Below are 16430 nucleotides of genomic sequence, written 5' to 3' on the forward strand. Positions count from 1 at the left end.
GCAGACCTTTCGATGATTCTTAAGTGCACTTACATTTCCTTTAAATTGGAATTCTTGATTGAAAATAATAACAGTCAGGCTTGAATGTGATTGCTAACCTAAAATATATTGAATTTTACCACCGTAAACCCCAAACAAAAAAACCGCACCCTTTCGAGTGCGGTTAGTTGTTTCAGTATTTGTATATCAATTACTTCTTACTGTTGATGGCTGCGCTTTCTGGGCTAGTTTTTCCATTTTTTACGTGGGTTTCTAACCAAGAATCCATTTCCCAAAGCATATGCATAATCGATTCTTTTGCGCGGTAGCCGTGGCTTTCGTGAGGTAACATTACCAAACGCGAAGTACCGCCATGCCCTTTAATGGCATTATAAAAACGAATACTCTGGATTGGGAAAGTACCTGAATTATTATCGGCCTCACCATGAATCAAAAGCAATGGTTCATTCACTTTATCGGCATTCATAAATGGCGACATGGTGTTGTATAATTCTGGAGCTTCCCAATAAGTACGCTCTTCACGTTGAAAACCGAATGGTGTCAATGTTCTATTATAAGCACCACTTCGGGCAATTCCGGCTGCAAATAAATCGGAATGCGCCAAAAGGTTAGCCGTCATAAATGCACCATAAGAATGGCCACCTACTGCAAATTTATTGCGATCGCCAATGCCCATTTCAACGGCTTTGTCGATGGCCGCTTCGGCATTCATTACCAATTGCTCTACAAAAGTGTCGTTCGGCTCTTTATCACCTTCACCAATAATTGGAAACTCCGTACCATCCATTACGGCATAACCTCGTAGCACCCAAAACAATGGTGAACCTGAACTTACTCTGGTAAACGAATAAGGTGTGCCTCTAATCTGAGAAGCAGTTTCTACCGACTTGTACTCAATTGGGTAAGCCCACATAATCACTGGCAAACGGCCATCTCGATCTTTGTCGTAGCCAGCCGGGGTGTAAAGCGTAGCACTTAAGTTTACGCCATCTTTCCTTTTGTATTTTACTATTTCCTTGTTAATGGCCATTAATGAAGGTTGAGGATGAGGGAAATCAGTAATCGCCTTCATTGTGCCTTTCTTCAAATCACGGATATAATAGTTTGGTGGCTCTTTTTCTGACTCGCGAATGGTAATTATCATGTCTCCTTTTTTAGAAAGCAGATCCGTTACTCTTTCGTAATAAGGGGCTTCAGACCTAAAAAGTATTTCTGCCTTTTTGGTTTTCGTATTAAACCTGCTCAAAAACGGTCTATCACCTTCTGGCGAACCACCCGTACTACGCATAAACAGATCGTCTTTGTCAAATAAAAGCACATTCCAGCCATATTGATTTTTAGTCATTACTGGGTTTCCAGGGTCATTATAACGGTCGGTAGTAGCGCGGTCGATTAACACCTGACCAGGAGTATTAGGCTTAGAAGGATCAATCAAGGTGGTTTTTTCCAAACGCTGTGCCCACCAACCTTCATTTAATAAGGCCCTGTTTTCATCGCCCCACTGAATACCAGAATAGCGTAAACTAGTTCCGAAAAGCTTGGTTGGTTTTCCGTTAAACGGAGCACTTTGCATGTATACAATGTCGCGCTCTTTTACTTCTTTGTTAGGGTCTCCACCATCGTTGGCTTCTGCCCAGTAAAGCGTATTCGGTTTGTCAGCTCTCCAAGTCATGCTTCTAGCACCTAACCTTGTGGCGTCAAAGCCATTGGGACGAACTTCATCCAAATCAATTTTGGCCATTACTTTAACCAAGCTTCCTGTACTGCTCCATACTTCGTATTGAAAAGGAAAACGTGAAGCAGGCACTAAATAAGAAAACGGTTTCTGAATGGTTTGAACTAAAATATAGTTGCCGTCAGGCGAAATATTTACAGACTTAATAATATCTGGCTTCCCTACTTTTTGGCTATTCCCATTCATGTCGATTTTTCTCAACTGAACCATGGTATAGTATTCGAAAAGCATTTCGTCATACGGGTTTTCCAGTAAATCCTGATAGGTTCTTGAAGCAGCAAGTGCGCCAGAAGTTTCTTGAAGTACTGGCCCAGTTGGTGCTAAAGGCTTTTTGGGCTGAGGACCACGGTTGTCTACCACCGTGCTTGCCAATAGAGTAGCATTATCTGGCATCCATTCAAATGCACCTACATAGGCATTGTTGATGATTTCGTCCGTCAATTTTTTTGCCGACTTACTGTTGACATCTGCCACCCAAAGCTCAATTCCGTTTTCGGTGGTATTGGTAAAAGCAATTTTACTTTCGTCCATCGACCAGCTTACGTTGCCAATTTGAGGTTTGCTTGGCATTCCTGAAAACTGAAATTCTTGGCCTGAAGCAATGTTCTTCAAGCTCAAGCCCGTCATAAAGCTTTGTCGGCTTGGGCCATTAGTGGCAGGGTTAATTCTGGTTCCGCCAATTCTAAGCTCTGGCGCAGCTACTTCTTCAATCGAAGGGTAGCCTGGTCTTTCCATCAGCAACATCCATTCTGCTTTAGAGTCAATACTCACCGATGGCGTAGAAGGCGCGTCAATGAGTTTAGCAATTTCTTCTGGAGGCCTTTGGTAGCCCATATTGGTGTCTTGTGCCTGTACTGAACCGAAATTCAATAGCACCGCCACGACCAGAAGCTGGGGGAGTCGTTTTAAATTATTCGATAGTTTCATCTCGTTGGTAAGTTTAGTGGTTAATGAAATTAAGCATTCCTTTCGTGCTAAATACAGACACATAGTATAATTGTTCCAAAAAGGTGATGAGAGGAAAAGGATTTCTCATTTATGGTAGAAATCATATGAACCTATTCAAATTACCGTACATGTCTACGAAAATATTCGTAACAAAATTTGCTATTACGAATTCGTTCGTATATGTTTGATACGAAATTTGTCGTAGACTGAAATTATCTACTTCAGAAGAGGTCAATATTTAAAAAAAACAACATGACACACAAGCCCACGGAATCGGAACTAGACATACTCAAAGTGCTTTGGGAAAAAGGCCCAAGTACGGTGAGGGAAGTCAATGAAATACTCAGTCAGGAAAAGGAAACAGGTTATACCACTACTTTGAAACTGATGCAGATTATGGCGCAAAAGGGTATTGTTACTAGAGACGAATCGTCACGCACACACGTGTACAAACCAGCAATTGAACAAATAAATGTACAGCATACTTTACTTAACAAATTAGTAGATGCCGCTTTTAGCGGTTCAGCCTCGCAATTGGTCATGCAGGCATTAGGGCAAGGAAAAGCCTCAAAAGCCGAGCTCGAAGAAATCAAAAAACTCATTGAACAACTTGAAGGAGAACAAAAATGAAAGCATTCATCAACCCACAATGGGCCGAAGCCTTAGGCTTAACCCTATTCGATTCGCTTTGGCAAGGTGCCTTAGTGCTGATCGCTAGTTTTGTTGTTTTGCTTTTTATGAAGAAAGCTTCGCCTGCAAAACGTTATGCCGTGGTGCTTGCCGCCATCCTCATCTTACCTACACTTTCAGTCACTACTTTTCTGGGGCATTTAGATAATGGTGCAATAACTTCAACCTTTAATAGCCCGCTTGATTTAGAAAATACCTCCTTGTTTTCCTTAGAATTCAATGAAGCTTCAACACCAATTGAGCAGGTAGCTACCTCACTCACCATTATGGAAAAATGGAAAGCTTGGACGTCACAGAACGCCAATTTGGCCTTAGTGGTTTGGCTCATGGGTGCCTTCTTATTCACAGTCAGAATGTTAGGAGGATTCTATTTTCTAAATCGCCTAAAATCCGGAGCCAACCTGATTACAGATTCCGTCTGGTTAGAGAAAATGAACGAACTCTGCAACTCTTTGAAGATAAAGGGAAAAGTGCTTTTAAAGCAGTCTGAAAGGGTTTCTTCTCCATTAGTCATGGGGGTGATTAAGCCTGTTATCATTTTTCCAATGGGTCTCATCCAAGCCCTTCCTACTGATGAAATTGAGGCCATTTTAGTGCACGAATTGGCCCACATCAAACGAAAAGATTTTCTTATCAACATAGTTATCAACCTGTTGCAAGTGATTTACTTTTTCCACCCTGCTTTTTGGTGGCTCAAAATACAGCTAGATGCCGAAAGAGAGTTTCACTGTGATGATATTGCCCTAAATCAGCTGGGTAAAAAGCTCACACTGATCAAAGCGCTCACCAATGCCTCTGAATATCAAGGTCATAAATTTCAGCCTGCTTTGGCCTTTGCCGGAAAGAAGAATCAATTGCTGAGCAGGGTAAAACGCATTGTAGATCACAAGCCCCAAATGAACTGGCTTAGTGGCTTTATGTCGCTAGGAATTCTGGTCTTGAGTTTTGTGCTTATGAGTCAGAATGCGACCCAAGCAGATAAACCTAGCATGGCTGATTTGGAAGAAAACAACATCGAAAACTTGATGCAGACCCCAGCGCCTCAAGACACTACCAAAGTGAAAAAAGCCATTCTGGAGTTACTCAATCCAAACTCTAAAGTGACGGTGAAAACCGATGCTACTGGCACTGTAACGATGATTTTGAATGACAAAGCGGAAATCACAGGCGAAGAGTTTGAAGCCTATAAAACCGCATACAATCAAATCCATAAGTTTTCTGAAGAACACCAAAGCGCCAAAGAAAAACTTGAAACGGAAGCCAAACGCTCTGCAAAAACTCAGACCGATCAGCAGATTATTCGGACCCAAGAAGTCCTTAGAGAAGTGGAAGAATTAATTAAGGCTTTAGCACAATCTAAAGCTTCGGTGGTTGAAAAGGCTGAGGTAACTCAGGAGGAAATTATTGAGTGGGTAGAGAGGGTGAAGGAGGAAGAAGCAAAGCTCGTAGAGGCTCAAGAAGAGCTTCGTAAAATTCAAGGGAGAACTGGAAATATTCTAGTAACGCAAAGAAACAGAGTTACCACTGGACAAAATGATTTTACGGGCAATGTATCTACTCTTTTTAAAGGAACGGCAACTACAGAAATTGTTGATAACCAGACTGCCGTTTCCGAAGAAGTAAAGAAACTGGAGGAAAGCTTACAGGAGAAGGACGCCATCAGACTAACCCTTAAAAATGTTTCCAAAAAAATAATCGATGATACAAACGAACCAGTTGAATTGAAATTTACTAGAGCGAAAGCAACTAATGACAGCCTGATTTATGAAGTCGACAATAAAATCGTTGATGAGAAAGATTTAATGGCAATCGATCCAAAAGCAATTGTATCTGTACAGGTAATTAGAGACCAGGCAAAAATCCTTAAAATATACCCTCAACTAAAAGGTGAAAACTTAGCGTTAATCCGCGCATCTACAAAAAATAATAACGACTTGGAGCCCAATTCATTACTTGTAAAAGATCCGTTTACCGCATCCGTCATAACTCATGATTTTACAAGAATCGAGTTTGGGGATGCTTTGAGTTATGATTTACAATTAAAATTCGTCAGCGATAGACTGGCCGAGCGTAACATCATTATTGACCTAGATGGTGAACTGAAACCAGAAATGACCTTTGATGACCTAAACAACTTAGGAGATAAAAAAGTACAGACTGTGGAAATCATCAAAAACGATAAGATGTATGAGTACCACAAAAAACGTAAGCTGAAAGGCTACGATGCGCTGATTAGAATAGTGACGAAGTAGGTTTTCTGCCTTTTCTCGACATAGGCCGACATGTCTCCTCTTGAAATAGGTTGATGGCTTAAACCAATACTTCGACACTTCAATACATCAGTACTCAAACACATTAATACTTCAACACACCAGCTTATAACCGTAACCACGAATATTCAGAATTTCTACGGTTTCATCTTCGCTTAGTTTTTTGCGGAGTTTAGTGATGAAAACGTCCATACTTCGGGCATTAAAAAAATCATCATTGCCCCAAAGTTGAGTAAGAATTAAGCTTCGGTCGGTAACTGCATTTCGGTTTTCGCTCAAGTAAAAAAGCAGTTGCGCTTCACGGTGGGTTAAGGTTTGTTCCTTCTCGCCCAACCCTAATTTTTGTTTTGAAAGGTTAAAGCGGTATTTACCTATATTGATTTCTTCTGAAGATTCACGCTTTCTCTTTCGGTCTAAAAGCGCATGAATCCTAACGATAAGCTCTTCCATACTAAAAGGCTTTTTCAAATAATCGTTTCCGCCCAAACCAAAACCCTCCACTACATCTTCGGTTCTAGATTTAGAGGTCAGGAAAATGACAGGGATTTTATCGTTTTCAGCCCGAATTTCTTTGACGAGCGTAAAACCGTCCTTTTTGGGCATCATTACATCCAGCACCAATAATTCTGGCTTCTCTGTACGATAAGTATTTAAGGCTTGCTCTCCGTTGGTACAGAAAAGCACATCGAAACCACGGGTTTCTAGACTTTCCTTAATGATAGTGCCCAAAGCCATTTCATCTTCGGCCAATAATATTTTGATTTTATCCGTCATGAAAAAGCCACTTCAAAACTGGTCAGTTGAGGTTTCAAAACTAAGTCTATCGAGCCTCCATGCTTCTCAATAATCTTTCGGGTATAATAAAGGCCAATCCCAAAACCCTTCACATCATGTTGATTACCGGTAGGAATTCGGTAAAATTTGTCAAACACCCTTTCCTTTTGGGTTTTCTCTATATAACCGCCATTGTCCTGTACTACTACCTGCGCACGGTTACCTAACTTCGTCAAAATTACCTGAATTTCGTTTCCTCCATACTTTATGGCATTGTCTACCAAATTGGAGAGGGCGTTTTCGAGGTGGAAAGGATCTGCTTCAATAATTACATCCGCAGTAGGTGCCACAAATGCAAGGCGTTTATTTCCAGCCAACATTTTGTACTTCTCAATCATACTGGAAAGCAACAGGGTAAGATTCACGGGTTCTTTCCTTAAACTCAATTCATCACTGTCGAGCGTGGCGGTTTCCAGTAGTTTCTCCACCATCAGGTTGAGTTTTTTCAACTGGTCGTTCGACATATCTAAATACTTGGCCGTTTTTTCAGGGTCGTTTTGTTTATTGAAATTCGCAATACCTTCAAGAGCCGATGTTACCGTGGCAATTGGGGTTTTAAATTCATGGGTGATGTTACTAATCAAGTCATTTTTAATTTCGGCCAACTGCTTTTGCTGATTGATGATTCTATAGAGATATAACAGCGAACCAATCACAGAAACGGAAATGAGCAATGAAATAAGCAAATCAACCATTCCTCTTTTCAGAATAATTAAAGAGGCATTATCGAAATACATCTTCAGCTCCTTTTTGGGTAAATAACTGGCTTTTGAAAGCGTGGAAAGCGAAAACTCATCATCTCTAAATTCTCTAGACCGTTCAACCACCTCATTGTTTTGTAAAGAGGCAAAAGCGAAATCAATGTCTATTTTCTTTCGGCCCAATTCCTTCTTTACATACTGGGTTAAGTTTTTAAAGTCAATGGTATCTTGCACCATCGAAATCATAACTTTGGTAGTAAAAGCTTCTAGTTCATTCAGTCTAGTAGAAGAAATCGTGTCTTTTGAAACCGTAATATTTCTAATGGATACACCATTATTCAGCTTAGCCACACCTCTTAGCTGAACATTTGAATCTCCTTTGCCCGTGCTTCGAATCGTTACTCCACCAATAGAAGTGTCGGAGAGAACTGCCGTATTGGTAGAAAACTGAAACTTTTTTAAAGAATCGCTTGCCTTTCCTTTAATACTATTCTGAAAAAACGCCTTGATTTCGCTGGCATCAAAAGCGCCACTATCGTTTCTGTCTAGAAAAACAAAATTCTTGGCCAAAGAGGAAAAATAGCCCTCTACTCCGTTGTCTAAAGCTACTTGCACATCGTTGATAAAACGCTGCTTGTTCAGATTATAATTCTGAACATTTCTATACACTTGAATGCCCACAGTAATAAGTACCGTAAAGGAAATCAGATAGATAATAGCCTTGAACTTGCGTTTTTTCACAGTTCAAATATACGCATTCGTAATACCTGAGCATCAAAGGTTAACACTCGTTAACACTGGTTAACTATCGGTTTAATTGAATTCAAGCTTTTTTGTATTCCATAAAACAGATCAAAAATGAAAAAGCTCAAAAAAACAATTATGCTCTTGTTGGGCATTATAACAGCAGGAACGCTCACCCTAAATGCCCAGAATTTTCAAGGCATCGCCACCTACCAATCTGCTCGCAAAATGGGCGGGTTAAGTATTAAAGGAGATGGGATGTCGCCAGAAATGGAAAAGCAAATTCAGGAAAGCCTTAAAAAACAAATGCAAAAAGAATATGAATTGAAATTCAACTTAACTGAATCTACTTGGGCCGAAGTGGAAAGTCTTGAAGGAGCGCCTGCAACGGCAGCTGGGGGTGTGGTAATGAGAATATCTTCCAATTCGGGCACTAAATATAAAAACACTGCCGACAATCTATTTTTAAATGAAACCGAAGTGTTTAGTAAACCTTTTTTAGTTGAGAGTGAACTAAAAAACAGAGAATGGCAGCTGACCAACGAAACCAAGAAAATTGGTAATTACACTGCCCAAAAAGCCATTTTTTCGGAAATAGTAGAGCGCACCGTTATTTCATTCGACAATGACGACAAGGAATCAACGGTAACCTCCGACACCATCAATATCGAGGCCTGGTTCACTCCTGAAATTCCAGTATCGCAAGGGCCAGACGATTTTTGGGGTTTGCCGGGTTTAATCATGGAAATTACTGACGGCAAAATCACTTACCTCTGCACCAAAGTAATTCTGAATCCTGAAGAAGGGGTGAAAATCAAGAAGCCATCGAAAGGTAAAAAAGTGACACCAGAAGAATTAAAGGTTATTCGAGACGAAAAAACCAAAGAGATGATGGAAAAGTATAGCCAGGGTACCAACGGAGATGGCAAAAGCTTTACTATAAAAATAGGCGGCAACTAATTTTTTCGAACCCAAAGGTCAAAAACTCACAACATGAAAAGAATAGGTTTAATTTTTTTGCTCACATTCTTATGTGTAGCAATGCAAAACGCAAATGCCCAACAAAAAGTAGTTTACCTTGGCGAGGTAAGAGATTCATTGGGTTTGCCCCTTGAATTTGCCAACGTAATGGCCATGGACACCACCAAAAAAACGATTGCTTCGTTTGGAGTCACCAATAAGCAAGGTCAGTTTAGATTACTGTTAGAAGACCAAAAAGTCTATCAGCTTAAGGTCAGTTTTATTGGCTTTGTTCCTTTCGAGAGGTATTTCACCGCCAAAGACACCCAAGATTTACCCGTTTCAATTCAGTTGAATAATGACGAAAGAAATTTGGGTGCTGTAGAAGTGGTTTCTGAAATGCCCATTCTCATTCAAGGCGACACCATTACTTATAAAACCGATGTATTTACCCAAGGTAACGAGCGCAAACTAGAAGATGTGCTCAAAGATTTACCTGGTTTTGAAGTAGACGAAGACGGCCAAGTAAAAGTACAGGGTAAAAAAGTGGACAAGCTATTGGTTGATGGGAAAGAGTTTTTTGAAGGAGACACCAAACTGGCTACCAAAAACCTGCCTGCCAAAGCGGTAGACAAAGTTCAGGTATTGCAGAATTTCAACGATGTTGGCCCTTTAAGCGGGGTGAATAACAGTGAGCAACTGGCATTGAACATTCAACTCAAGGAAGACATGAAAAACATGGTTTTTGGCGATTTGGAACTTGCAGGGGGCCCAGAAGAACGATATAAAGCTCACGCCAATGTTTTCTATTATGATAAGAAAACCAACATTAACTTTATTGGTGATGCCAATAACGTAGGCGATTTGGCCTTTAGCATGAGCGACTACTTTAGGTTTAGCGGTGGCTTAGCGAGTTTAGCAAGCCGATCAGGTTCAAACTTCCGCGTAAGCTCCAACCAATTGGGTATTCCAATGGCAGAAAGAAACAGCGCAAAAGAATTAAATAACCAATTGGGAGCCCTTAACTTCAATTACACGCCTAGCAGCAAAATCAGATTTTCAGGTTTTGCCATTGGTTCTAAAGTAGATAACACTTTGGGTTCAATATCGGAGCGCCAATATGTTTTGCAATCAGGAGAAACAGAAACCCTCACTACTGAATCGAATGTTCAGAGCACTTCGGGTTTGTTCAAATTGGGCATTACCTATTCGCCAAACGCAAGTTTGCAATTGGATTACAATGTGTTCTCTCGACTTTCTAATATTGAAAATTCAGACCTTCAAAATTCGCTTTTCAATAATACATCGAATGATATTAACAGCTTAAGCACTCAACAGCCTTTTTCTATTGAACAGCAATTAAGGGCGTTTTATGCTCCAGATGAAAAGAACGTTTTTTCGGCTGAAGTAACTTACAAAAACCAAGAGCAAGACCCAACATATGACTTGTCGACAACGCAAAGGCCTTTTGCGGCAATCATTCCTATGACGGGCAACAGCCCTTACAACCTGCTTCAATTTAAAAATATAGGTACCGAGCAAGCCGAAGCCGCCATTAACTATTATAGAATTCTGAACAACACCAATCACATCAACTTCAAACTTGGGGTAAACCAAACCAGTCAAGACTTAAGCTCTAGTATTTTGCAAAAATTGGACAACGGAAGTACAAATGAGTTCAACGATCCCGACTTAAATAACTTAGTTGATTATAGTTTCAGCGATTACTATTTCGGGCTTTACTACAAAGTGAAGTTTGGAAAGTTGGTATTGAACCCAGGGCTTAACCTACATCAGTATTCCATCGAAAATCAGCAAAACGGCATCACCGAAGGTTTTGACAAAACGCTTTTACTTCCTTCATTAAACGCCAAATACAATTTCAGAAATTCACATTCATTGAATTTGAATTATGGTATGTCAGCCAGTTTTACCGATATTCAAAACGCTGCGCAAGGTATTATTGTCAGAGGTTATAACTCACTATTCGCAGGAAATCCAGTGTTGGATAATAGTTGGTATCATAATATAAACCTCAACTATTTCAATTTCAACATGTATAATTTCCTTAACGTTTCGGGCGGAGTAAACTACCAAAAACGTTTTGACGACATCACCAACATTATAGATTTCAGTGGATTAGAAAGGGTAAATACGCCTACTAACATTGATTTTGCCAATGAAAGCATGTCGGGGAATGCCAGTATCGACAAAAGGTTCGACCATTACAGAGTCAGTCTTTCCGGAAACTGGTCGCGGTCGGTAACGAATAACCGTATCAGCGATCTGGCCAATGAAAATGTAAGTTTTCAACAAGGCTATAAAGCGGGACTTTCTACCACGGTTTTAAAAGCTTTAGAATTCAATTTTGGTTATGAAGTTTCATTCAATAATTACACCGCCAGCAGCACTAGCAGTAAGTTCGAAAATCACAAACCTACGGCTCGTTTGTACATCAATTTCTTAAAAGATTTCCGTTTCGATACCGACTATGAGTATAACACTTATAAAAACACTTCTAACGGAACAAAAAGCACTTACGACCTGCTGAATGCCAAATTGAGTTACAGAAAAGAAGGCAGCAAATGGGAGTTTAAAACCACCGCCATGAACCTGCTGAACACCACAGGAATTAGAAGAGATTCATTTTCGGAAAACTTAATCAGCACTTACGAGTACTTTATTCAAAAGCGATATTTCTTATTTTCAGTGAATTACGACTTATAACAAAATACGTTATATTAAATTCTATTCTATGCCGCTCGGTTTTGAGCGGCATTTTTTATGCCTTTCTCATAACAGCATTATTATCAAAATCTTATCGTGTTTAACAGTCTTGCAGTTTTATCACCCATCACAATGTTATCCGATCAATAATTTCTGCTATTTTTATGGCTGAGATTTTTTAATCCATACAGTCATGAAGCGTCTTCTTGTTATTGTAATACTCATAGGTGTAGTTGCCTATGTCGCAGTTCAGTATCTAAAAGATCGTAGATTCAATCCGCCATCGGCTTACGATTATGAACTAAGCCAAAATATCGATACCGATTTTTACGATCGCGCTGTGCTTAAAGAATACTATAAAACTGCTTTAGAAGTGGGTTCTTATGCCCGTTCATTGTGGAGAAACAATCAGATAGATGTTCGATTTATCAATGATGAAGATTTTGAATCTACCCGAGCAACAGAAGTTTATAATGAAATGATTGCCACGGCCAAAATGCTCGAAACTAAACTTGAAATGTCTGCCGAACTAAAATCTAAAGGTTATAATGACTATGAAGTGCGAATGTACTTTGAACAAGGCTTGACTCGAGAAGACATTAACTTTGAAAGAAATTACCATTTGCTCGATCTAAAAATAGGAGCAAAAGGTGCGGCCGTTTGGGAACTTCAAAAGTTATTAAACACCGATTCAGACAGCATTCCTCAAGACGGAATATTTAACCTAATTACTGCCAATAGGCTTAAGACTTTTCAACAAAACAATGGTCTATTCCCTTCGGGCGAAGTAGACGAAAAAACACTTAAAGCTTTAATTAAATAAATCATGGCTAAGGAAAAAGAAGAAGAAAAGAAACAACCTGTTTCTTCAGGCGACCCAAAAATTGATGCAGTTAAACAATTGATTTTTGGCGAAAGCATGCAGCAGTACGATGCGGAGTTCAACGAAATCAAAGCGTTAATCAAGCGTACGCGCAACGAAATTGAAAGCGAATTAAACGACACCCGCGATCAGCTCAACAACATCATCAACGACTTAAGAACCGACATGAACAAGAAGGTGACTCAGCTTAGGTCTGATATGGATGAAGCCGTTACCGACCTTGATAACAGAAAAGTAAACAGAAAGTTACTCGGTGCCCTATTGCAAGAAATGGGCAAACAAATCGCTGAATAAGTAACCATTCATGAGCAAAGGCTTGGCTTTTGATAAACTTAGAGAAATACTCCTAGAGAAAGACTGGGAGGAAAGGGAAGAGTTTGCCCAAAAGCTAAGCGACCTCGATGATCAGTTAAACTCAAGAAACAGGCTGGAAGAAAAAATTCAGCCTATTCTAGACGATGAACGTGAAAGCCTAAGGCATCGCTTTCCTGATCTTTTCGGCCCTCAAATTACCGAAACGATTAGCAAACAAATTCGCGAATCGCAAGATGAAGTGGTAGAAGCACTCTATCCTATTTTGGGTAGAATGATCAAAAAATACATTACCAGCGAAATAGAAAAGCTTTCTGAAAAAGTAGATGAGCAAATGAAGCTTGCTTTTTCTTGGGAGGCTTGGAAAATTCGAATCAAAGCTTGGTTTACCGGCACGCCTCAAAAAAACATGATTATTTCTAAGCTCATTGAGCCTAAAATTGAAGAAATATTTATTGTTGAAAAGCAATCGGGCATGCTAATGGGGAGCTTCTCTAAAAACCATTCGGTAGATCAAGAGATGATTGCCGCAATGCTTACTGCCATTAAAACCTTTGTAGAAGACGCTTTCAAAAGCGAAACTCAAGAGCTGGACAGCATTGATTACGACAACTATAAAATCGTAATAAAGAACTTCAAATCATTCTTTATTGCTGTGGTTACTTCGGGCGGAATGAGCATGGCTTTTCGCGACAAGCTGGACGACACCTTACTAGATTTTGCCGAAAAAGTACTTAGAAAGGCTAAAGATGCCGATGAAGAAGTAAAGCAAGAAAGAATAACCTCTGGTCTTGAGCAATACTTTGATAACTTTGACAAGAATGAATAAAAAGGTAATTCTTGTTGGTCACTTCGGGGTAGGAAAAACTTCCTTAGTACAGCAATTTGTTTACAGTAAATTTTCCGAAAAATACCTCACTACTATTGGAGTAAAAATCGACAAAAAAGTAGTTGAATTCGATGGATATCAAATGACCCTACTTATTTGGGACATCGCTGGCGAAACCGAGCAGAACAGCGTATCAAAAAGCTATAAATTGGGCTCACACGGTATTATCTATGTTTTTGACCTAACCCGGCCTTCTACCTACGAAAATCTTGACAAACAACTAGACTATTTGAAAACACTATTGCCCAATGCTCCCATTCAGATATTAGGAAATAAAAAAGACTTGATTTCTGAAGAAGAACTTAACAGTATTAAAGAAAGCATTCCGCTTTCCTTTAAAGCCACAAGTGCCAAAACAGGGGAACATGTTGAAGAAGCATTTATCGACCTCGCTAAAGCAATGCTGTAAATGGATAAGCTCGATAAAGTCAAACTTCAGCAAGTAGCTTCAAAAATTCAAGTAACTATTTTTGATGAGGCTGGAAAAATACTCGAGAGCTGTGATACATTACTAAAAACAGATAAAAGTCAGCCAATTTTCGATCAATTCATGTTTTTACAAAGCTTACAAGAAGTCTTTGTAAGCATGGCCCTAGGCGAAAGCCATGAGTTTCCTGAAGTAGAATGGCAAGAACAACGACAAAGTTTATTGAGCCTAACTTTTGAGAAGCTGAAAAATGGGCAAATTCAGTTAGTTATACTTGACAAAACAAGTGATTATCCACGAATTCTTTTAAATCAGCAAAGCAGAAACAATAGCGTTATTAATGAAGAAGTAGCACTACTTCAGAATAAAGTGGCTGAAATGGAAAACCAGCTTCTTGGGTATCAAAACGAGGAGTTAAAGAGAATTCAAGCTTTCAAAAATCAATTTTTTGCCAATGTAAGCCACGAGGTAAGAACACCATTGAATAGCATTGCAGGTTTAGTAAGCCTTATTCAAGAAGATAACTCAAAACTCAACGATTATTTGCCATCGCTAAAGGCTACTTCTGACCACCTTAACTCCATCATCAACGATATTTTAGACATTTCTAAAATTGAAGCCCGAAAGCTTCAGTTTGAGCAAATAGATTTCAACTTAACAGAATGCATTACCAACATTATTGCTGGTTTTGAATTTGAAGCAGAAAGAAAAAACACCCAAGTAAAGCTCAACATTCCTAATGAGCCTATTCTTCTCAAAAGTGACCCTACCCGTTTAAGTCAAGTATTATATAACCTGGTAGGGAATGCTCTAAAATTTACTTCAGAAGGTAAAGTAACGCTTGCCGTAAAGCCAACTATACTGAAAAACAATCAAGTGAATATTCATTTTGAATTGACCGACACTGGAATTGGAATGACTCCTGAACAAGTGAAAAGTGTTTTGGAACCTTATGCGCAAGCCGACCAAAGCACCTCCAGAATTTTTGGAGGAACCGGCCTAGGCCTAAACATTGCTTTAAAGCTTATTGAAGCCTTTGGGGGAAAACTCAATATTACTAGTAAGCCGCAAAAAGGTACCACCATGAGCTTCGACCTTGCTTTTGATAAAGGACAAGCCAAGCAAAAAAAGAAGCAACCAGATTCGAAACCTAGCCCTACTCTTGCCGAATTTAAAATTCTTTTTGGGGAAGACGACCCCGTAAGTCGTGCGGTAATTGCTGCATTTTTAGAGTCGCGAAAAGCACAACTCACGGTAGTAGCTTCTGGCGAAGAATTGATTTCACATTTAACTGATAATACTTTCGATATTGTTATTTCCGATATCCAGCTCAAGGGTTTGAGTGGCGTTGACGTAATTGATCAAAGAAGAAGTGTAAATGATTTTATACCCTTCATTTTTGTAAGCGGAAGCGAAATTGAAGAACTCAGTTCATTAGAACTTTTCAGCAATTGGCAAATATTGCAAAAACCCGTTGACCTGCCTTTTCTAGAAGAGAGCATCATTCAAGTTCTATCCTTGAAAAACAAGTTCAAAGTCGACTTGAGTATACTTAAACGTACGGTTCAAGAAGACGAAAGCTTTTTGAAAGAGATGATTGAGGTGGTTATCTTAAACCTCCCAATGGAACTGAATATACTGAATGAAAAAACGGCCAAAGAAGACTGGACCGAGGTAAGAAAAGTATTGCATAAAATACGCCCTAGTATAGACTATTTAGGGATTACCTTTCTAAGCGAAACCCGTAAGGCTATACATAATCAAGTAGAAACAGGGAAAATAAAGGAATCCACAAAGCAGCAAATCAAAGAGTTTACAACAGGTACAGCCTTCGCATTGAATGACTTGAAAACATACATCTAGCCCAAAATGTATTAAGGTTTGAAGCCCTAAACAATCATCCGCATTATTTTGACTTTACTTCTAAGAACCTCTGGAAGATGCTGCGATTATTTTTTAGAAATTAGTTCATCAAAAAATCTACCTCCAAAAACTGTTACAATTCAGACAACCAAAATTTAACAAAGTTTCAGAAATCTAAACTTCCGTTTTCAGATAATAAACAAGGGAATTAAGTCTGTGTTAAAGAAGAAAAACATTGATTAAAGCCCGTGAACGTACAAATGAAGGGGCGAATCGGTTCAAAGAAGCAGGTTACTTCTCAAATAGGATATGAACCAACCAGTTAATTAACGTTAAATTAATTTAAGAAACACAACCTTTCTCTTAAAAAAACGATCTTTGTATTAGAAATCAATGAGAAGTAGTAACCCTCAGGTTTCAAAGAATTCGATCACAAACGTGTGATCA

At 39.3% G+C, this 16430-nt stretch carries 12 protein-coding genes; 9 read left to right on the forward strand and 3 right to left on the reverse strand.

Annotation, left to right across the window (positions count from 1 at the left end):
• Positions 1-190 precede the first annotated feature (190 nt).
• On the reverse strand, positions 191-2662 hold the full coding sequence (locus AWW67_RS07595; RefSeq protein ID WP_062301529.1) for a S9 family peptidase: 2472 nt from the start codon (positions 2660-2662) through the stop codon (positions 191-193).
• 273 nt (positions 2663-2935) lie between these two features.
• Here AWW67_RS07595 and AWW67_RS07600 point away from each other — a divergent pair, with 273 nt between their 5' ends.
• Positions 2936-3313: a BlaI/MecI/CopY family transcriptional regulator gene (locus tag AWW67_RS07600; protein ID WP_062300920.1), complete on the forward strand. Its 378-nt coding sequence runs from the start codon at positions 2936-2938 to the stop codon at positions 3311-3313.
• Positions 3310-5625 carry a M56 family metallopeptidase gene (locus tag AWW67_RS07605; RefSeq protein ID WP_062300921.1) on the forward strand — a complete coding sequence of 772 codons (2316 nt, stop codon included), beginning with the start codon at positions 3310-3312 and terminating at the stop codon, positions 5623-5625. The genes AWW67_RS07600 and AWW67_RS07605 overlap by 4 nt, the downstream gene beginning before the upstream one ends.
• 111 nt (positions 5626-5736) lie before the next feature.
• Here AWW67_RS07605 and AWW67_RS07610 read toward each other — a convergent pair whose 3' ends face one another.
• Positions 5737-6417 (reverse strand): response regulator transcription factor, encoded by a 681-nt coding sequence (locus tag AWW67_RS07610; protein ID WP_053222361.1) that lies wholly within the window; start codon positions 6415-6417, stop codon positions 5737-5739.
• Positions 6414-7919 (reverse strand): sensor histidine kinase, encoded by a 1506-nt coding sequence (locus AWW67_RS07615; protein WP_062300922.1) that lies wholly within the window; start codon positions 7917-7919, stop codon positions 6414-6416. The genes AWW67_RS07610 and AWW67_RS07615 overlap by 4 nt, the downstream gene beginning before the upstream one ends.
• A gap of 117 nt (positions 7920-8036) precedes the next feature.
• Between AWW67_RS07615 and AWW67_RS07620 the strand changes: the two genes are divergently transcribed.
• The 7 genes from AWW67_RS07620 (at position 8037) to AWW67_RS07650 (ending at position 15983) form a co-directional block, all read left to right on the forward strand.
• Positions 8037-8882: a GLPGLI family protein gene (locus AWW67_RS07620; protein WP_053222363.1), complete on the forward strand. Its 846-nt coding sequence runs from the start codon at positions 8037-8039 to the stop codon at positions 8880-8882.
• A gap of 33 nt (positions 8883-8915) precedes the next feature.
• Complete coding sequence (locus tag AWW67_RS07625; protein ID WP_062300923.1) at positions 8916-11609, forward strand: carboxypeptidase-like regulatory domain-containing protein; 2694 nt, start codon at positions 8916-8918, stop codon at positions 11607-11609.
• Between the two features lie 193 nt (positions 11610-11802).
• Positions 11803-12432 (forward strand): peptidoglycan-binding domain-containing protein, encoded by a 630-nt coding sequence (locus AWW67_RS07630; protein ID WP_062300924.1) that lies wholly within the window; start codon positions 11803-11805, stop codon positions 12430-12432.
• 3 nt (positions 12433-12435) lie between these two features.
• Entirely contained in the window at positions 12436-12786 is a 351-nt protein-coding gene (locus tag AWW67_RS07635; protein ID WP_053222366.1) for a hypothetical protein, read from the forward strand.
• A 10-nt stretch (positions 12787-12796) separates the two neighbouring features.
• The gene (locus AWW67_RS07640) at positions 12797-13633 is read left to right on the forward strand and encodes a hypothetical protein (RefSeq protein WP_062300925.1); all 837 of its coding nucleotides are present in this window, start codon (positions 12797-12799) and stop codon (positions 13631-13633) included.
• Positions 13626-14102, forward strand: coding sequence for a Rab family GTPase (locus tag AWW67_RS07645; RefSeq protein ID WP_062300926.1), 477 nt, complete (start codon positions 13626-13628; stop codon positions 14100-14102). The genes AWW67_RS07640 and AWW67_RS07645 overlap by 8 nt, the downstream gene beginning before the upstream one ends.
• On the forward strand, positions 14103-15983 hold the full coding sequence (locus tag AWW67_RS07650; protein WP_062300927.1) for a hybrid sensor histidine kinase/response regulator: 1881 nt from the start codon (positions 14103-14105) through the stop codon (positions 15981-15983).
• Positions 15984-16430: the final 447 nt, after the last annotated feature.

Source organism: Roseivirga seohaensis, assembly GCF_001592945.1.
Classification (GTDB): Bacteria; Bacteroidota; Bacteroidia; order Cytophagales; family Cyclobacteriaceae; genus Roseivirga; species Roseivirga seohaensis.

Bases quoted from the DNA above. Each gene is read 5' to 3' on its own strand.
- AWW67_RS07630 (WP_062300924.1), top strand. From the start codon at position 11,803: ATGAAGCGTCTTCTTGTTATTGTAATACTCATAGGTGTAGTTGCCTAT.
- AWW67_RS07605 (WP_062300921.1), top strand. From the start codon at position 3,310: ATGAAAGCATTCATCAACCCACAATGGGCCGAAGCCTTAGGCTTAACC.
- AWW67_RS07625 (WP_062300923.1), top strand. From the start codon at position 8,916: ATGAAAAGAATAGGTTTAATTTTTTTGCTCACATTCTTATGTGTAGCA.
- AWW67_RS07610 (WP_053222361.1), bottom strand. From the start codon at position 6,417: ATGACGGATAAAATCAAAATATTATTGGCCGAAGATGAAATGGCTTTG.
- AWW67_RS07650 (WP_062300927.1), top strand. From the start codon at position 14,103: ATGGATAAGCTCGATAAAGTCAAACTTCAGCAAGTAGCTTCAAAAATT.
- AWW67_RS07620 (WP_053222363.1), top strand. From the start codon at position 8,037: ATGAAAAAGCTCAAAAAAACAATTATGCTCTTGTTGGGCATTATAACA.
- AWW67_RS07595 (WP_062301529.1), bottom strand. From the start codon at position 2,662: ATGAAACTATCGAATAATTTAAAACGACTCCCCCAGCTTCTGGTCGTG.
- AWW67_RS07645 (WP_062300926.1), top strand. From the start codon at position 13,626: ATGAATAAAAAGGTAATTCTTGTTGGTCACTTCGGGGTAGGAAAAACT.
- AWW67_RS07600 (WP_062300920.1), top strand. From the start codon at position 2,936: ATGACACACAAGCCCACGGAATCGGAACTAGACATACTCAAAGTGCTT.
- AWW67_RS07635 (WP_053222366.1), top strand. From the start codon at position 12,436: ATGGCTAAGGAAAAAGAAGAAGAAAAGAAACAACCTGTTTCTTCAGGC.
- AWW67_RS07640 (WP_062300925.1), top strand. From the start codon at position 12,797: ATGAGCAAAGGCTTGGCTTTTGATAAACTTAGAGAAATACTCCTAGAG.